At 31.6% G+C, this 17714-nt stretch carries 18 protein-coding genes; 3 read left to right on the top strand and 15 right to left on the bottom strand.

Annotated elements, in window-relative coordinates:
• Positions 1-11: 11 nt before the first annotated feature.
• A complete protein-coding gene (tyrS, locus tag ACTT90_RS05205) occupies positions 12-1241 on the top strand; it encodes a tyrosine--tRNA ligase (protein ID WP_440937738.1) in 1230 nt (409 codons plus the stop codon).
• Here the strand turns inward: tyrS and ACTT90_RS05200 are convergent.
• Positions 1238-2545, bottom strand: a complete 1308-nt coding sequence (locus tag ACTT90_RS05200) for a hypothetical protein (RefSeq protein WP_440937737.1) — start codon at positions 2543-2545, stop codon at positions 1238-1240. The two genes, tyrS and ACTT90_RS05200, sit on opposite strands and share 4 nt — an antisense overlap.
• Between ACTT90_RS05200 and zapE the strand changes: the two genes are divergently transcribed.
• Both zapE and ACTT90_RS05190 read left to right on the top strand, forming a co-directional pair.
• Positions 2511-3332: a cell division protein ZapE gene (gene zapE / locus ACTT90_RS05195; protein WP_440937802.1), complete on the top strand. Its 822-nt coding sequence runs from the start codon at positions 2511-2513 to the stop codon at positions 3330-3332. The two genes, ACTT90_RS05200 and zapE, sit on opposite strands and share 35 nt — an antisense overlap.
• A 2-nt stretch (positions 3333-3334) precedes the next feature.
• A complete protein-coding gene (locus tag ACTT90_RS05190) occupies positions 3335-3751 on the top strand; it encodes a secondary thiamine-phosphate synthase enzyme YjbQ (RefSeq protein ID WP_440936968.1) in 417 nt (138 codons plus the stop codon).
• Here the strand turns inward: ACTT90_RS05190 and ACTT90_RS05185 are convergent.
• The 14 genes from ACTT90_RS05185 to ACTT90_RS05120 form a co-directional block, all read right to left on the bottom strand.
• A complete protein-coding gene (locus ACTT90_RS05185; protein WP_440936967.1) occupies positions 3748-5172 on the bottom strand; it encodes a cryptochrome/photolyase family protein in 1425 nt (474 codons plus the stop codon). The genes ACTT90_RS05190 and ACTT90_RS05185 overlap by 4 nt on opposite strands.
• The gene (locus tag ACTT90_RS05180) at positions 5165-6316 is read right to left on the bottom strand and encodes a diaminopropionate ammonia-lyase (protein ID WP_440937736.1); all 1152 of its coding nucleotides are present in this window, start codon (positions 6314-6316) and stop codon (positions 5165-5167) included. Before ACTT90_RS05180 ends, ACTT90_RS05185 begins: the two co-directional genes overlap by 8 nt.
• A 3-nt stretch (positions 6317-6319) precedes the next feature.
• Positions 6320-7645 (bottom strand): type III glutamate--ammonia ligase, encoded by a 1326-nt coding sequence (gene glnT / locus ACTT90_RS05175; RefSeq protein ID WP_440936965.1) that lies wholly within the window; start codon positions 7643-7645, stop codon positions 6320-6322.
• A 32-nt stretch (positions 7646-7677) separates the two neighbouring features.
• Positions 7678-8994, bottom strand: a complete 1317-nt coding sequence (locus ACTT90_RS05170; protein ID WP_440929933.1) for an FMN-binding glutamate synthase family protein — start codon at positions 8992-8994, stop codon at positions 7678-7680.
• Entirely contained in the window at positions 8994-9674 is a 681-nt protein-coding gene (locus ACTT90_RS05165) for a protein glxC (RefSeq protein ID WP_014953537.1), read from the bottom strand. The genes ACTT90_RS05170 and ACTT90_RS05165 overlap by 1 nt, the downstream gene beginning before the upstream one ends.
• Before the next feature lie 3 nt (positions 9675-9677).
• Complete coding sequence (locus tag ACTT90_RS05160) at positions 9678-10556, bottom strand: class II glutamine amidotransferase (protein WP_440937735.1); 879 nt, start codon at positions 10554-10556, stop codon at positions 9678-9680.
• 3 nt (positions 10557-10559) lie between these two features.
• On the bottom strand, positions 10560-10709 hold the full coding sequence (locus ACTT90_RS05155) for a hypothetical protein (RefSeq protein ID WP_440937734.1): 150 nt from the start codon (positions 10707-10709) through the stop codon (positions 10560-10562).
• A 64-nt stretch (positions 10710-10773) separates the two neighbouring features.
• The gene (locus ACTT90_RS05150; RefSeq protein WP_440936962.1) at positions 10774-11004 is read right to left on the bottom strand and encodes a hypothetical protein; all 231 of its coding nucleotides are present in this window, start codon (positions 11002-11004) and stop codon (positions 10774-10776) included.
• Positions 11005-11013: 9 nt separating this feature from the next.
• On the bottom strand, positions 11014-12414 hold the full coding sequence (locus tag ACTT90_RS05145; protein ID WP_014953533.1) for an ammonium transporter: 1401 nt from the start codon (positions 12412-12414) through the stop codon (positions 11014-11016).
• Positions 12415-12530: 116 nt separating this feature from the next.
• The gene (locus ACTT90_RS05140; RefSeq protein ID WP_014953532.1) at positions 12531-12941 is read right to left on the bottom strand and encodes a hypothetical protein; all 411 of its coding nucleotides are present in this window, start codon (positions 12939-12941) and stop codon (positions 12531-12533) included.
• Positions 12942-12949: 8 nt separating this feature from the next.
• Positions 12950-14371 (bottom strand): FMN-binding glutamate synthase family protein, encoded by a 1422-nt coding sequence (locus ACTT90_RS05135; RefSeq protein WP_440936961.1) that lies wholly within the window; start codon positions 14369-14371, stop codon positions 12950-12952.
• 17 nt (positions 14372-14388) lie between these two features.
• Entirely contained in the window at positions 14389-15219 is an 831-nt protein-coding gene (locus ACTT90_RS05130) for a GXGXG motif-containing protein (RefSeq protein ID WP_440937733.1), read from the bottom strand.
• On the bottom strand, positions 15207-16151 hold the full coding sequence (locus tag ACTT90_RS05125; protein ID WP_440936959.1) for a glutamine amidotransferase: 945 nt from the start codon (positions 16149-16151) through the stop codon (positions 15207-15209). The genes ACTT90_RS05130 and ACTT90_RS05125 overlap by 13 nt, the downstream gene beginning before the upstream one ends.
• 47 nt (positions 16152-16198) lie before the next feature.
• Complete coding sequence (locus tag ACTT90_RS05120; protein ID WP_440929929.1) at positions 16199-17668, bottom strand: glutamine synthetase family protein; 1470 nt, start codon at positions 17666-17668, stop codon at positions 16199-16201.
• Between the last annotated feature and the right edge of the window lie 46 nt (positions 17669-17714).

Below are 17714 nucleotides of genomic sequence, written 5' to 3'. Positions count from 1 at the left end.
TTTATAAATTTATGAATAAATTTTTAAAAGAATTTAAAGATAGGGGATTTTACTATCAATGTACAAATGATGAAGAATTATCTAACTTAATGGATAATGGTAAAATCAAAGCCTATATAGGGTTTGATTGTACTGCAGAAAGCTTGCACGTGGGAAGCCTCCTTCAAATAATGTGCTTAAGACTTTTACAAAAACACGGGCATCAACCAATTGTTTTGATTGGAGGAGGTACAACTAGAATTGGAGATCCGTCGGGAAAAGACAAAACAAGAAAAATCCTTGATGAAAACGAAATAAATAAAAACATTAATAATATAGAAAAAATTTTAAGAACTTTTTTGAATGATGAAGATGAGAACACAAAACCCATTTTTGTAAATAACTACGATTGGTTAAAGAATTTAAATTACATTTCTTTTTTAAGGGAAATAGGAAAACATTTTACTATTAATAAGATGCTTACTTTTGAAAGTGTAAAATTGAGATTGGATAGGGAACAATCGCTAAGTTATATGGAGTTCAATTACATGATACTACAAGCATTTGATTTTCTTGAATTAAATAAAAAAAATAATTGTATTCTTCAAATAGGTGGGTCTGATCAATGGGGAAATATTGTAAATGGAGTTGATTTAATTAAAAGATACTCTGGAAGTAAGGCTTATGGATTAACCACACCATTAATTACCACTGCTTCTGGTGCAAAAATGGGGAAAACTGAGTCTGGCGCTATATGGTTAGACAAAAAATTTTTATCTGCCTATGATTATTGGCAATTCTGGAGAAACACAGATGATAGAGATGTAATTAAATTTTTAAATATTTTTACTGATTTGGAAACAAAAAAAATCAATGAAATAAAAGATCAAAATATAAATGATTTAAAAATATTGTTAGCTAATAAAACGACTGAAATGCTTCATGGGATAGATGAAGCACAAAATGCTGAACAATCAGCTAAAGAAGCTTTTTCAGGAAATATTAATAGTGCAAACCTTCCCTCTATAGATTTAGATAAAAAAAAACTTAATTCAAAATTAACAATAATTGATATTGTTTTGTTATCTAAATTGGAGAAGTCTAAAAGCGAAATTAGAAGATTAATAAAAAGTAATGGAATAAAAATTAATAATGAAGTCTTAAATGATGAAAATATTCTTATTGATTTGAAAAATTATGAAAATAGTTCTTTAAAATTATCAATAGGAAAAAAAAGACACTTAAAAATAAATTTTGTCTAATTTTTTTTTATTTTTTCTAAAGTTCTAGTTATAAATCTTGGGGTAAGAGTTTTAATAGGATTTACAGTTGTTTCAGTTTTGCCTGGAGGACCTTTAATTTTAAAACTTACACCGAATACACCTTCGCCTGTTTTTTTTCCGACCAATAACTTTCCAATTATTGGGATAGATCCAATTGCTTTATTAATTGTTGTGGCCGGCACTAATGTGCCTCTTAAACTTATTAAATTATTTTTTTCAATATACCCATCCATCAATATAGAAATGGCTGGCCCAATAGCATAGATCTCATTAATAGTTAATAAATTTTTTTCATTTCGAAATTTCATTTCAAAATCATCAAATCTAATCCCTTCACCAGACAAAAGATCAGCTATCCCTTGCAAAGAAGCGAGAGTAAGAATTTTAGTTAGTGCTGGAACTTCTTTTAATTTAAAATCATAAAGCTTTATTTGTGAGTTTGAAGATGATCCACTTTCAACTGAATAGAAATCTAATGAACCTTCGTTAAAACCTTTAATGAAATCAAATTTTTTTACAAATGGATCTGCTTTATCAGAAAAAAACGTTGTTACTTTTTGAGCATCATTACTAATAATTGTTAATGAAATATTTTCATTTTCAGTAAATGACCCTTTAATTTTTGCATTGGAAACTTTATTTTTTTTAAAACCAATTTCACCATTTAAATTATTGATAATGTCATTATCATTAACAAAAACCTCTTTAATTTTGATATTTAAATTGAAATTCTTTGAGAAGATATCTGTATCTTCTTTATCATCATTTTTAATTATATCATCAATTAAAGCAGTGGCATTAAAGCTATTACCAGTAATGTTGTAATTTTTTTTATCTTTATTGATTGAAAATTGGATTTTTTTATCAAAACTATCTACAAAGTTCAAAATTATATTTTTTATTGAAGAAATTTTAAAATTTTCATTCAAATTTAAATCATTTACCTCTATATTGTTTTTATCGTTTACTAACAAAATTTTTTTAAATCTTAAATTTTGTCCTTCTCCAAAATCTCCAACTAATTTTAATGAAGAAACAAAGTCTTTTGAATTTATAAAGTTTACAAATTTTAAAGACAAAGAGTTTTTTAAAATCTTTAAATTAGTATCAAAACTTAATTTTTTTTCATTTTTTATTATATCGAACTCGATGTCATCATATTCTTTCTGAAATAAAATCTTTCCAGAGCCATTTAATTTTAAGAAATCTTTTTTTATAACTAAGTCTATTTTATGATCTTTCAATTTTATATCTTTTTCAGCATTTGGAAAAAAATACTTCAAATCAAAATTACTTTATAAAATTAATTCTTTTAAATTTAATAACGCAAAAAAAAATGATGTTATTGAACTTTTTGTTAAAGAGATTAAAAAAAAAATAAATTTAATTTATTTTGATGAATTTCAAGTGACAAATATTGCTGATGCAATGATCTTAGGAAGATTATTTAAAGAAATATTTAATCAAAATATAATTGTTTTTTTTTCCTCAAATATTAAAATTGAAAATCTATACAAAGATGGTTTGCAGAGAGATCAATTTATTCCATTTTTAGAAATTATAAAAAAAAGTTGTATTGAAATTAATTTGTCAATTGACAATGATTACAGATTAGAAAAAGGAAAATCTGAGAGATTTTTATCTCCTCTTAATTCTACAAATAATTTTATATCAAATAAATATTTTAGAGAAATTTCAAAAAATAAAAAGGTTCAAGAGATAAATTTAGATATTAAAGGAAGAAATTTTAAAATTAAAAATTTTTATGATGGAATTATAAAATTAAATTTTAGAGATTTATGTGACAAAAATATTGGAGCTGAAGATTATATCGAAATTGACAAAAATTGTTCTTTCTTATTTTTAGAAAATTTACCAAATTTTGATGAAAACAATTCTAATCAACAACAAAGATTTATCACTTTAATTGATATCCTTTATGAAAAAAAAATTCCTTTATTAATTACATCTGAAAAAAGATTACATGAAATAAGTTCTTCACCAAGTTTAAAAAATCCTTTTAAGAGAACAATTAGCAGATTATATGAACTAACATCAATTGATTATTAAATATGAAACAAAACTTTTTTGAATTGAATATCAACACAAATGGACAAAACTTATATGAATTTACCCATGAAACTTTAGGGTGGATAAAAAAAAATAAATTCTCTAATGGAGTATTGAATTTAAGTATCTTACATACAAGCGCATCTCTTATTATTCAAGAAAATGCTGATCCAGATGTAAAAACAGATCTTTTAAATTATTTTGATAAATTAGCGCCGATGAATGAAGATTATATTCATTCAACTGAAGGAAAAGATGACATGCCTGCTCACATAAAGTCTGCTGTTACAAATAATCAAATATCTTTAAGTATAAAAGATAGAAAATTATTGTTAGGAACTTGGCAAGGTATATTCTTATTTGAACATCGAATACATCCTCAAAATAGGAAAATTATTCATCATTTTTTAGGAGATTAATTTTTTTTCAAAGTTTGAAAAGCCTTTAAAGCTGCAGCTCTTGCATCTTCATGTATCACTATTGGTTTTGGATAGTTTTTTCCAATAATAGTGTTTAAAGCTGTTTGATATTCAATATCCATTTCCCAAGGTTTATGAATAAATTTTTCTGGCACTTTGCTAAGTTCAGGCACCCATTTTTTTACATAAAGACCTTCTTTATCAAATTTTTCTCCCTGCAAAATTGGATTAAATATTCTAAAATAGGGTGCTGCATCTGCCCCACATCCAGCTACCCATTGCCATTGAGCAACATTATTGGCTTCATTAAAATCTAAAAGACAATTTCTGAAATGTTTTTCACCTTCTTTCCAGTCAATTCTTAAATGTTTTACTAAAAAAGATCCAACAATCATTCTTACTCTGTTGTGCATCCATCCAGTTTCATATAATTCTCTCATACCAGCATCAACTATAGGGTAGCCAGTCATTCCTTGTTTCCAAGCTTTTAAAAATTTTTCATTTTTAACCCAAGGAAATCTATCAAATTCTTTTCTTAAATTTCCTTTAAGCATTTCAGGAAAATAATTTATTAAACTATGAGAGAACTCACGCCAGCCAAGCTCATTCGTATATTTTTTAATATTAATATTTTTAGGTTTAACTTCTGAACATTTTTTATAAATATTCTCAACATGAATTTGTCCATGTTTTATATATGGTGAGAGTTTTGAAGTTCCACTTACACTTGGTATATCTCTATCTGTACCATAATTATTAATTTTATTTTTTATTAAATCATTTAATAAATTTTGCGACTCACTTTCAGAAATTTTCCAATATTTATCAAATTTTTTATACCAATTCTTTTTGGGCAATAAATCTTTGGAATTAATGTTATTTTTAAAGTAGCTAAATTTTTTTTTCACTTTTTGTATTTTTGAATTTTTTGATGGTACTGAATTTAGATAAATTTCTTCCGCAACTCTCCAGAATGGTGTAAAAACTTTAAACGGTGTTTGGTCTTTTTTAGTAACATCTTGAAATTCATTTAGAATATTACCTTTGAAATATTTAAAATTAATTTCATTTTTTAATAAAACATTATCTCTTATTTTTTTACCAAGATTAATAATTTCTGGTTCATAAATTTTATTCCAATATAGGGTTATGCTATCTTTTTTCTTTATCTTAGATAGTACTTCGATCTCATCTCCTTTTTGAATTTCTAAATTGATATTAAAATTAGATAATTCTTTTGAATAACTTTCTAAAGATTTTGAAATCCACCACAATTGAGCTTCACGCTTATTGATAAAATTTTTTGGATTGAAAATATATAGCGCAACTACTTCATTATGGTTCTGACAAGCATGAGAAAGTGCTGGATTTAAATTTATCCTAAAATCTTCTCTAATCCATACAATTGCTTTACTAGACATCTTTAATTTTTTCTAATCCACTATTTAAAAGTTGATCATACATTTTTTGGTCAGTTAAACCTTCACATCCGATGAGAAGAATTTTTGAATTTTCATCAATTCCAACTTCATTTATTTTTTCTTTTTCTTTCATAAGACTGATCAAAGAAATTATACCAGGCACACCACATTCACCTGCAATAATTTTGTTTTCTGAAAATACTTTATTAGATAACAAGGCTACTGTTGAAGAAATTCCTTCATCTGAAATAGATAAACAATGATTAGCTGAATTTTTTAATATCTCCCATGCAACTGTTGAGACATCTCCACAAGACATTCCTCCCAAGATAGATTCTTTTTTTATATCTATAGATGTTGGTTTTGAATTTTTGATACTTTCTAGAACACACTTAGCATCTTCGGGCTCAACAATAATAAATCTTGGAATTTCTTTTGAAAATTTAGCAAATCCTGCTATTGCAGCTGCAGCCATACCACCCACACCAGCCTGTAAAAACACATGGCTTATTTTTTGATCTTTTAAATCTTCTATAATTTCCTTTATCATTATTGAGTAACCGGCCATAATATATTTTGGAACTTCCATATAATTTTCCCAAGAAACATCCTGCACAATTTCCCAATTATTTTCCTTAGATTTTTTTAGACATTCTTTTAAAGAAGCATCATAGTTTCCTTTAACTCTAATTACTTCAGCACCTAGAGATCTCATTGCTGATGCTCTTTCTTCACTTACAAATTCACTTATAAAAATTTTACAATTTACTCCTAACCTTTGCGCACCCCATGCAACTGATCTTCCATGATTACCTGCGGTTGCTGTTGCAACTGTATTTGTCTTGGTTTCTTTGATTATTTTATCAACTGCGAAGGCCCCACCTAATGCTTTAAAAGACTTTAAATGAAATCTAAATCCTTCGTCTTTGTAATAAATCTTATCTATATTTAAATAATCACTTAATTTGTTTAGCTCTACGAGTGGAGTAGGTTTATAAGTATCCCATGAACTTATAGTTTTGACTGCTTCTTCTATATATTTATTTGGGAGATATTCTAAAATCTGATCTTTATTAAAATTATAGTTTTTGTTTTTTATAAAACTAGAAATAGAAAAAGCTTTACTCTCTAATACTGAATTCATTTATTAACAGTCGAGTGTATTTCTTCTTTCCCATTCAGTAACTGGTTTTGTTTTATCAAAGCTCTCATTATTGTTAAATTCCTTTAATTCTGCTGATCTAAGCTTTAAATAACTATTGATTACATCGATTCCGAAAGCTTCATTGATCATTTTATTACTTTTTAATCTATCAAGAGACTCACTTAAATCATTTGGTAATTTTGGTAGGTCTGGATAATTTGCATGATCTTCATACATATTACAATGTAATGGTTCACCTGGATCAATTTTGTTATTAAGACCGTCTAAACCAGCCGCAATCACACCAGCTTGTAACAAATAAGGATTTGCTGATCCATCCATCAATCTAAGTTCAAATCTACCTTGATCAGGTATTCTCACCATGTGTGTTCTATTATTACCAGTGTAAGAGATACTGCTGGGAGACCAAGTAGCTCCAGATTTTGTTGGTGGTGCATTTATTCTTCTATAACTATTAATTGTTGGATTAAAAAACGCAGATAAAGAGTCGGCATTTTTAATCAACCCACCTAAAAAGTTATAAGCTGTTTTGCTTAATCCTAATTTATCTGATTTATCTAAAAACTTATTCTTCTTACCATCCCAACATGAAACATGTGCATGACAACCATTACCAGTAAGATTTGAAAAAGGTTTTGGCATAAAAGTTGCTCTTAGACCATGTTTCTCTGCTAAACTTTTAACCATAAATTTAAAAAATACATGACGATCAGCTGTTACTAAACAATCTGAATAATCCCAATTCATTTCAAATTGACCGTTCGCATCTTCATGATCATTTTGGTATGGATTCCATCCAAGTTCTATCATGCTGTCACAAATTTCTTTTATTAATTCATATCTTCTCATCAAAGCTGATTGATCATAACAAGGTTTTGATTGTATATCTCTTGTATCTGCAATTGATGAACCATCTTCACTTATCAAAAAATATTCACATTCAACACCGGACTTCATATTAAGTTTTTTCTTTGATAGTTTTTTAATTTGTTCTTTTAAAATTACTCTTGGAGATGCTTTAACTGGCTTTCCATCCATATATAAATCTGAAGCTAACCATCCAATTTCTTTATTCCATGGCAATTGTATCAAACTATCAGGATCTGGAATTGCAAACATATCGCTGTCCGCTGGTGTCATATCCAACCATGTTGCAAAACCAGCAAATCCAGCGCCATTCTCTTGCATTTCATCTATTGCACGGGCAGGCACTAATTTGGAACGTAAAACTCCAAAGAAGTCCACAAAACTGATTAAAAAATATTTTATTTTTTGTTGTTTAGCAATTTTTGATAAATTTTTTGACATAATCAAAAGGTTATAAACTTAAGATAAATGAATCAACCTTTTTCTTTTAAACCAGGTATCCAATCTGTACCAGCCAAAGGCACTCTTGCCATAGCAGCTGCTTCAACTGTTAGTGCAACTAAATCTTCTGGCTCTAGATTTCTTACATCAGATTTTCCGTTAGCTCTAGCAAGTGTTTGTAATTCTAATGTAAGAGTGCTCAGATAGTTTCTTAATCTTCTGCCTCCTTCAACTGGATCTAGTCTCTCTTCTAATTTTGGATCTTGCGTGGCAACACCTACTGGACATCTTCCAGTATGACAGTGATGACAAAAGCCAGGTTCTGTACCTAATTTTTCATAGTCCTCTCTATATAAATCAGCATTACAGTTAAGCGCCATCATAGCTGCTGAACCAATAGATACTGCATCTGCACCCATAGCTAATGCTTTAGCAACATCCGCTCCAGTTCTTATTCCACCTGATACAATCAATTGAACTTTTCTGTGCATATTCAGCTCTTTCAAAGCATCTACAGCTTCTCTCAGAGCGCCTAATGTTGGAATTCCAACATGTTCAATAAAAACATCTTGTGTGGCAGCTGTACCACCTTGCATACCGTCTAAAACAACAACATCTGCACCAGCTTTTACTGCGAGCGTAGTATCATAATAAGATCTTGCAGCACCTACTTTAATATAGATGGGTTTTTCCCAGTTTGTTATTTCTCTTAATTCTTGTATTTTAATTTCTAAATCGTCAGGCCCAGTCCAATCTGGATGTCTGCAAGCACTCCTTTGATCAATTCCTTGAGGAAGAGTTCGCATTCCAGCAACACGTTCATTAATTTTTTGTCCTAAAAGCATACCACCACCACCTGGTTTAGCACCTTGACCCACAACTACTTCTATAGCATCTGCTTTTCTTAAATCATCAGGGTTCATTCCATATCTAGAGGGAAGTAATTGATAAACTAAATATTTAGAAGAACCTCTTTCTTCTTTAGTCATACCACCATCTCCTGTGGTCGTAGATGTACCCATCGCAGAAGCACCTTTGCCTAATGCGTCTTTCGCATTTGCTCCTAATGCACCAAAGCTCATACCAGCTATCGTAATTGGAATATCAAGGTGAAGAGGCTTTTTTGCAAACCTATCACCTAAAATCACAGAAGTATTACATGTTTCTCTATAGCCTTCTAATGGATATCTTGACATAGAAGCACCTAAAAAAACTAGATCATCAAAATCAGGAACTTTTCTTTTAGCTCCCAATCCTCTTATTTGATAAATTCCTTCATTTGCTGCTCTTTGAATTTCTTGAATTGTTGATGTTGGAAATGTTTTAAATTCTTTTAGATTTTTTTTCATTAATATGATCCTACGTTATCTATTTTAAAGTTATATAAATTTCTAGCAGATCCATATCTTTTAAAATTTTTTGGATCTTCTTTGATATTATTTTCTTTAAATATATTTTTTAAAATTTGAATATTTTTTTCATCCATTTTTTTTTCAATACAATCCGCACCTAAGCTTTTAACTTTTCCTTTGACAAATATCTTAGCTTCATAAATTGAGTCTCCCAGATCAGCGTCAGCATCACCAAAAACAATTAAATTTCCCTTTTGAGCCATAAAGGCTGACATGTGTCCAACTGAACCTTTGACAATAATATTAATTCCTTTCATTGATATCCCACATCTAGAACTAGCGTCACCCTCAATAATTAAAGTTCCTCCATGCCCAGTAGCTCCAGCTGCTTGTGATGCATTTCCATTTATAGTAACTTTTCCTGACATCATATTTTCAGCAACTCCAGTACCAACATTTCCATCAATTTTAATATGAGCATTTTGGTTCATGCCAGCACAGTAGTAACCAGTGTGCCCTTTGATGTTCACTTCAATCTCATCTTTTAAACCAGCACAAATTGCATGTTGTCCTTGTGGATTTAAAATTTCAAATTTTCTTTGATTGTTTTTTCTATCTACATCTTGGAGAAATGAATTTACTTCTCTTAATTTTTTCTTTTTTAAATCTAAATTCATAAATTACCAATGATAAACTACTCCAGGTTTTGGTTCAAAAATTTTAGCATCATTTACATTAGGTAGATGCGCCATAGCTTGAAACTCAGAAGCTACAGCTACATAATCTTTTGTTTCTGCAACAACTGCTGGCTTGCAAGCGATTTCATCTCTTAATAAAGCAAAACCATCTTTAGTGCCTGCTATAAAAGTATAGAAACCATCTAAATCGCTTAAACTATTTTTCAATGTCTTTTCTAAATCTTTACCTTTTGAAATTTGATTAGATATATATCCTGCCGCAACTTCTGTATCATTCTCAGAATTAAATTTTTGACAATCTTTAATTAAAATTCTTCTAACATTATTATGATTTGAAAGTGAGCCATTGTGAACTAAACACTCATCTTCAGCTGTAGAGTAGGGGTGAGATCCTTGAGTCGTTATAGCACTTTCAGTTGCCATACGTGTATGACCAATTCCATGAGTTCCAGAAAAAGATGAAAGTTTGAATTTTTTTACTACATCTTTTGGGTTACCAGTTTGTTTGAAAATATTTATGCTTTTACCATATCCAACAATTGAAACTTCATTTAAATTATTATTTAATATTCCCAAAACTTTCTTTGGTTTTTCTTTCGTTTCCAAAACAATATGGTCAGAAAATATACTTATCTTAGGTTTTTTTATAAATTTTGAAATTTTTTTTTTAAATTGATCTTGAGTTAAATTATTTAGACAAATCGAATACTTGTAAAAACCTTTTTTTTCTTTTGAGTAAATTGCAAAGCCAGCACTATCAGGTCCTCTAGTTGCCATCCCATCCAACATTCCAGATAAAAACTTACCTAAATTTTTTTCATATTTTTTTGTTTTTAGATATATCCCGACTATTCCACACATAAATTATTTTATTAAAGATAAAAGAGCGTCCTTAGTTAAAATTAGATTTACTATTACAATAATAATTACAGCAGCTATAACTCCATATTTAGCCTTTGGAAATGCTACACCTCTCATTTTAGATGGAGGTAAATTTTTTTCTTCTTCATTCATAAATTTTTAAATAAAAAAAGGGCACAGTCAAAAATTTAACTGCGCCCTTAATTTTATTATTTAATTACCAATTGGCAATATTGTTTTTATAGTCGTTAGCGCTCCGTCTTTTTCTTGCTAGTTTCTCAAGCTTTTCGCTCTCTGATTTAGCAGTCAAAACATGCCAACCTATCCACAAAACTATACCAATAATAACAAGCAAACCTTCGCTAGAACCAGCACCCGGATAAACTGCTCCGACAACTTCCTCTGCTGGTTTGTTAAGGTGATCTATCCAGTTTGTTACTGTAGCCATATTTCTCCTTTACCTTGTTGCTGAGGAAACTGCTTTTTCTGCATCTTTGTCAGCTTCCATTATTTCATAGTCAAGTCCTGCTAACTCTACTTCACGTGGGATTCGTAGTTTACCCATACCGTTTAGCACTTTAGCAATGACATAACCTGGTATTAGTCCTAGAACAACAAACATTATTATTGCTCCTAAGAACTGACCTAGCGGATTAATTGTTGCGTATGTTGTTCCATCCCACATAGCTCCTACACTGTAACCAGACGAAGGATAACCATTTAAAACAAAACCACATATTACAAGACCAATAAATCCAGCATAACCGTGTACAGCTACAGCTCCAACTGCATCATCAATTTTGAACTTACGTTCAACCCAATAATGAAGTTTGTAAGATATAACTACACCAATCATACCAATAATCATTGATTGAATTGGATGGTATAGATCATTTCCTGCTGAAGCACATATAATACCAGCTAATCCACTTGAGTAAGTCCAGAACGGATCACCTTTAGCAATCCAATATCCAGCTAACAATCCTCCTGATAGTGACATCAAGAAGTTAAAAGTAATACCACTAAGTGTAGTTGGTGTTACATAAATGTTTGTAGCAGTCCAGAACGATACACCTTCCATTCCGTACTCTGGTCCAAGATCAAATATTGGAATATTGCACGCTGCATAGAATCCCCAGAAACCAGTATAGATCATAAATAGTCCAACTGTTACTAGCCAAGGATTTCTAGGTCCAATATTTCTTGGTTCACCACTAGATGAAAATTTACCAATTCTAGGCCCAAGAACCATAAGTACTCCTAAAGCAAATCCACCCGCAATTGCGTGAATTACTCCAGATGCATATGCATCATGATAACCTAAAATTTTGAGCATCCATCCATCAAAATGCCATCCCCATGCTGCATCGATTGTCCAGAACACTGAACCAATTGCTATTGCTAAAATACCAAAAGCAAATGTAGTTATTCTTTCAATCACTGCACCAGAAACAATTGATGCTGCAGTCCATGAAAATAATAAAAACGCAGCCCAGAATACTCCACTTATATGGTCATTTAAGTTTATAGCCATTAATTCTGAAGTTGCTGTGTACCACGTTGCACTAAAAGCACTTTCATCCGTTATCAATGCAGTACTTTCATTCATTATTGATGGAGCAATTCCTGGTCCTGTTGGAAATGCCCAATAGATCCACCAACCAAAGAAAAACCAAGTTACTGTTACCAAAGGTATCAGCATTGTATTTTTCATTAATGTGTGTTGATGGTGTTTATAACGAGAAGCTCCAACTTCATACATACAGAACCCAACGTGAATTAAGAACATTAGGACTACTGTTACCCAGTAGTAAAACTCTGTAAATATGGTCGTAAGAGCACTTAACTGATCAGTCATTTTCTCTCCCCCATGTTAATTTCTTAAACTTTATAAAAATTAAAAGAGAGATACAATATTATAAAGACCAGCTATTATGCCGCTGGTCTTTATAAATAATCAACTAATAAGTGAATTTAAAACTTTAAATAAGCTTTTTTCAAATCAACAAGAGGGTGTTTTTTTGACATTTGAAACTTAACTAATAGCTCTCTTGCTATCATGTCCCTGTCTTGTTGGTTGTTAGGTAATTTAATAGATTTCGGGATTGTTACCCAACCATTTGCATTTCTACAAAAAACAGCTGGTCTTCCTTCTTCATAACCCATGTGAACATCTTCTAACCAATTTAAATCATCCCATCCCATTGCTTCTACGTATTTCTTAAGAAATGGAGTTAGTTTTTTGTAATCAGGTAAAAGATTAACATCATATCTGTAACCGATATGTTGGCCTATCATCTTTTCTCTAGCTGTCTCTTTAGATTTTCCAATTACAGCCTTACTTACTTTTTTTGATTTAGCTTTTTTAACTTTTTTCTTTGGCATATTAATCCTTATATTTTATGGAAGTTGTCAACACCAACTGTGTAGTTAGTTCCAGCAAGTGGAACTTTAGCTAATGCTGAAGCTTCAGATGTTAATGCCGCTAAATCTTCTGGCTCTAAAGAATGGATATTTGTTTTACCACAAGCTCTAGCTAATAATTGAGCCTCTAAAGTCATTGTGTGTAAATAGTTATACACTCTTAAAGCAGCATCATCTGGGTTTAATCTTGATCTTAATTTAGGATCTTGAGTAGCAACTCCAACTGGACATCTTCCAGTATGGCAGTGGTAACATTCACCTGCTTTAACTCCCATTTCTTTCTCAAAATTAGACTCCGGGATTTCCTTATTGCAGTTAAGAGCTATCATCGCCCCAGTTCCAATTGCAACTGCATCCGCGCCTAATGCAAGACATTTAGCAAGGTCAGCACCATCTCTTACACCACCCGCATATATTAGTGATACTTTTCCATTTTTACCTACATCATCGATTGCTCTTCTTGCTTCTCTGATTGCCGCTATTCCTGGAATACCAGTGTTAGCTGCTGCAATGTGTGGACCTGCACCAGTTGAACCTTCCATACCATCAATATAGATAGAGTCAGGATCACATTTAGCTGCCATACGTACATCATCATATACTTTTGCAGCACCAAGTTTTAATTGAATCGGCACTTTATTTTTAGTCAATTCTCTTAACTCCTGAACCTTTAAAGCTAAGTCATCTGGACCTAACCAGTCAGGATGTCTTGCTGGTGATCTTTGATCAATACCAGCAGGTAAAGATCTCATTTCAGCTACTTGATCAGTAACTTTTTGACCCATTAGGTGACCACCCATTCCAACTTTTTGACCTTGACCAATAAACACTTCAATACCATCTGCTAACTGTGCGTGATGTGGGTTAAAACCATATCTTGATTGGATACATTGGTAGTACCATTTTTCAGAATATCTTCTTTCATCAGGTATCATTCCACCTTCTCCTGAACACGTAGCACTTCCAGCCATTGTAGCTCCTCTTGCTAAAGCTGTTTTGGCTTCATAAGATAAAGCACCAAAACTCATTCCAGTGATATAAACAGGAATATCAAGCTCTACTGGATTTTCACATCTTGGACCAATTACAGTTTTTGTTTCACATTTTTCTCTGTAACCTTCAATTACAAATCTTGTAAGTGTTCCAGGTAAGAAAGTTAAATCATCAAAATCAGGAATTTTTTTCATCAATGCCATTCCTCGCATTCTGTATCTTCCTAATTCAGCTTTGATATGAATATCGTCAATTACATCTGGAGTAAAAATAGCATTTAAACCAAGTAAACTTTTATTTCTTCCTCCACTTTTATTTAAATGAACATCAGCTTTTCCACCAACTCCAGCTTGTCCATTTGATTTTTTCTTTTTTGCTTTTGTTTTCTTTTTAACCATTAAATTGCTCCTTTTTTCTAGGTAGGTTCTAAATTATCGTAGTTCCAAAGTTTCTTACCAGCCACAACTTTAGTCATCTTACTAACGTCAAAGTTTTCACCAATCTCTGCAACTTTTAATTTTCTTTTTAGCCAAGAAACATCATCTGATGTAAGATCTGCTGTTACAGCATCACTTCCAAAAGACTCAATTTTTCCACCAATATAAATAATTCCATCATACATAGAGTCTCCTAAGTTAATTCCAACATCGCCTAGAATAATTATTCTTCCTCGTTGCATCATGAAACCTGTAAAAGCACCAGCGTCACCACCAATTATAATAGTTCCGCCTTTCATATCGATACCAGTCCTAGAACCAACACTACCTTTACAAATTAAATCGCCACCCCTAATAGCAGCACCAAATGAAGAGCCAGCATTTTTTTCAATCACTACTTTACCAGCCATCAAATTTTCTGCACAAGACCATCCAACACGACCATTTACTCTTACAACTGGTCCATCACATGATCCAACACCAAAGTAACCTAAGCTACCTTCAAAAATTAAATTAAGTTTATTTAAAATTCCAACTCCCAAACTGTGTTTTCCTTGAGGATTTTTGATTACTATAGTTCCGAAACCTTTGCTCATAAGATTATCTATTTCCTTATTAGCTTCAGTTGCAGTCATGTCTTTTACATCAAGTTCTGTTCTTTTATTAAAGTCGACGTCGTAAGTTCCAAAATAAAAGAAATTCTCTGCTTCATCAGGGTTAAAGAATTTTTGCTGAGTTCTTCCAGTAAGCACCTCAGTGTGCATACCCATTGAACGAGCTTTTGATTTTTCAGTCTTTAAATTTGCCATACTTTAACCTCTCCATTAAACGGATCATAAGTGTCAATCTCTTGAGGTAGCACTGATCTAATTGCTATTTCCTCAGATCCCATTGCCACAAGATCATCTGATTCATATAGTACTAACGGTTTTGCTGCCATTGTATCTTTTGCCATTCCTAATGAATTTTTAGTCGCAACAAAGTAAGTAAATACTCCATCTAATTCATGAAGAGAGTCTTTCATACCTTCTTCAAGTGAAGCTCCATTTCTCATTTTATCAGCAAGATATACTGCAATAAGTTCAGAGTCACATTCTGACATAAATCTCATTCCTTTAGTTTCAAGAACTCTTCTATTATTCCAATAGTTTGTAAGTTGACCATTGTGAACAACTGAAACGTCACTAAATGGATATCCCCAAAATGGGTGAGCAGATTTAATATCTACACCAGACTCAGTTGCCATTCTAGCATGACCAATTGCGTGAGTACCAACTAAGTTACCTAAGTTATATCTGTCACAAACTTCTTTAGCATTTCCCAGATCTTTAATTACCTCTAAAGATTTACCTAGAGATAATATTTCTACTCCTGGAACACTCTCAATTTTTTCAGATAAATCTCTTAAGTCTTTTGCGTCATAAGTGATTTCATATCTTAGTGAGTAGGGAAGTATTCTCTCTTCCTTAATAATGTTAGCGCCTAATTCCTTCAATTTTGCATTTACAATTTTTACTCTTTCATCATAAACAGAAACATCTTCCATTATTGATGAACTTCCTTCACCAACATTTTCACCAACTTTAAATCTCATGATGAAATTTTTTCCATCAGTATCCCCGTATAATGCATAACCAGTAGAATCTTCTCCTCTATGTTTTAAAGCCTGAAGCATTCCTTGAAGTTCGCTTCCAACATTAGAAGATTTATTTCTATGAATAAGTCCAGCTATTCCACACATATCTTTTTCCTTATGTTAAATTGTTAATTTATTTTCCTTTAATTCTATTATGGTAGACAATCCAAGTAAGTATCTAGATCCCACTGAGTTGTTGCCCCAAGGAATCTTTCCCACTCATCGTTTTTATACCAATGAAATATCTTATACATTTCATCTGGCATTGCTGATTGAATTACTTTGTCTTCTGATAATCTATCTAAAGCCTCACCAAGACTTAAAGGAAGTTTTTTCACATCCTTACCTGCTTTTTGGGCTTCATATATATTTCTAGACTCTGGTTTACCCGGGTCTATGTTATTTGATATTCCATCATCAAAAGCTTTTAACAAAGCTGCACCCATTAAATATGGATTATGCATTGAGTCTACAGATCTGTATTCAAATCTACCTGGAGCAGAAACTCTTAGACCACAAGTTCTATTTTGATAGCCCCAATCTGCATAAACTGGTGCCCAAAAACCTTGGTCCCACAATCTTCTATAAGAGTTAACAGTTGATGAGCCAATAGCAGTAAGAGCTGGCAAGTGTTTCATTACGCCTCCAATAGATTGCAATCCAATTTTTCCTGGAAGTTGCATATCTTTTGTATCAGGCATAAATGTATTTTCTCCACCCTCAACATAAGTAAATACTTCATCAACACCTGGTAAACTTTTATGACCAAGTTTATTTACTTTATCTTTTCCACCTTTCCATAAAGACATATTTGTATGACAACCACTTGCTGATACACCCATAAATGGTTTAGTCATAAAACATGCAATTAAACCATGTTCTCTTGCTACTTGTGCGCAGATTTGTCTGTAGGTAGAAAGTCTGTCAGCATTTCTTAGTACATCATCATACATCCAATTAAGTTCTAGCTGACCAGGAGCATCTTCGTGATCTCCCTGAATCATATCTAGACCCATTGCATTTGCATACTCAATAACTTTCATGAATACAGGTCTTAAAGACTCAAATTGATCTATGTGATAACAAAAAGGCTTCGAAAAACCTTTTCCAGTGGGAGTTCCATCTTCATTTTTAGTTAACCACATCATCTCTGGTTCTGTTCCAACTCTCATTTGGTAGCCATGCTTCTTTTTGAATTCTTCAGCTATAATTCTTAAATTTCCTCTACAGTCAGAAGTTAAATGTCCGCCTGGATTTTCTCTTTCTTCTCTATTTCTAAAACACGTACAATAAACTCTCGCTACTTTTTTATCCCAAGGTAATTGAACAAAAGTTTCTGGATCAGGGATACCAACTAACTCTTTGGCTTCTGGACCATATCCAATGTAGTTGTTGTGACGATCTAAAAATAAGTTTGCTGTTGCACCATAAACAAGTTGGAAACCTTTTTCTGCAGTTCTTTCCCAGTGGTCTGCTGGTATACCTTTACCTACAATTCTTCCTGTTACTGAAATAAATTGGAAATAAATATATGTTATTCCTAATTCGTTAATTTTTTCTCTAACTTTTTTTACAAGCTTATCTCTACCTGGTTGATTTACATGTTTTTCTAGATCAGTCATTTTTTCCCCTCTTTAATTTTCAGAACAAAAAGTTAGCTGAAATTAA

Source organism: Candidatus Pelagibacter sp., assembly GCF_052049935.1.
GTDB lineage: Bacteria > Pseudomonadota > Alphaproteobacteria > Pelagibacterales > Pelagibacteraceae > Pelagibacter.
The sequence above is the reverse complement of the archived record's forward strand: the minus strand, read 5'-3'. Positions and strand labels throughout refer to the sequence as shown.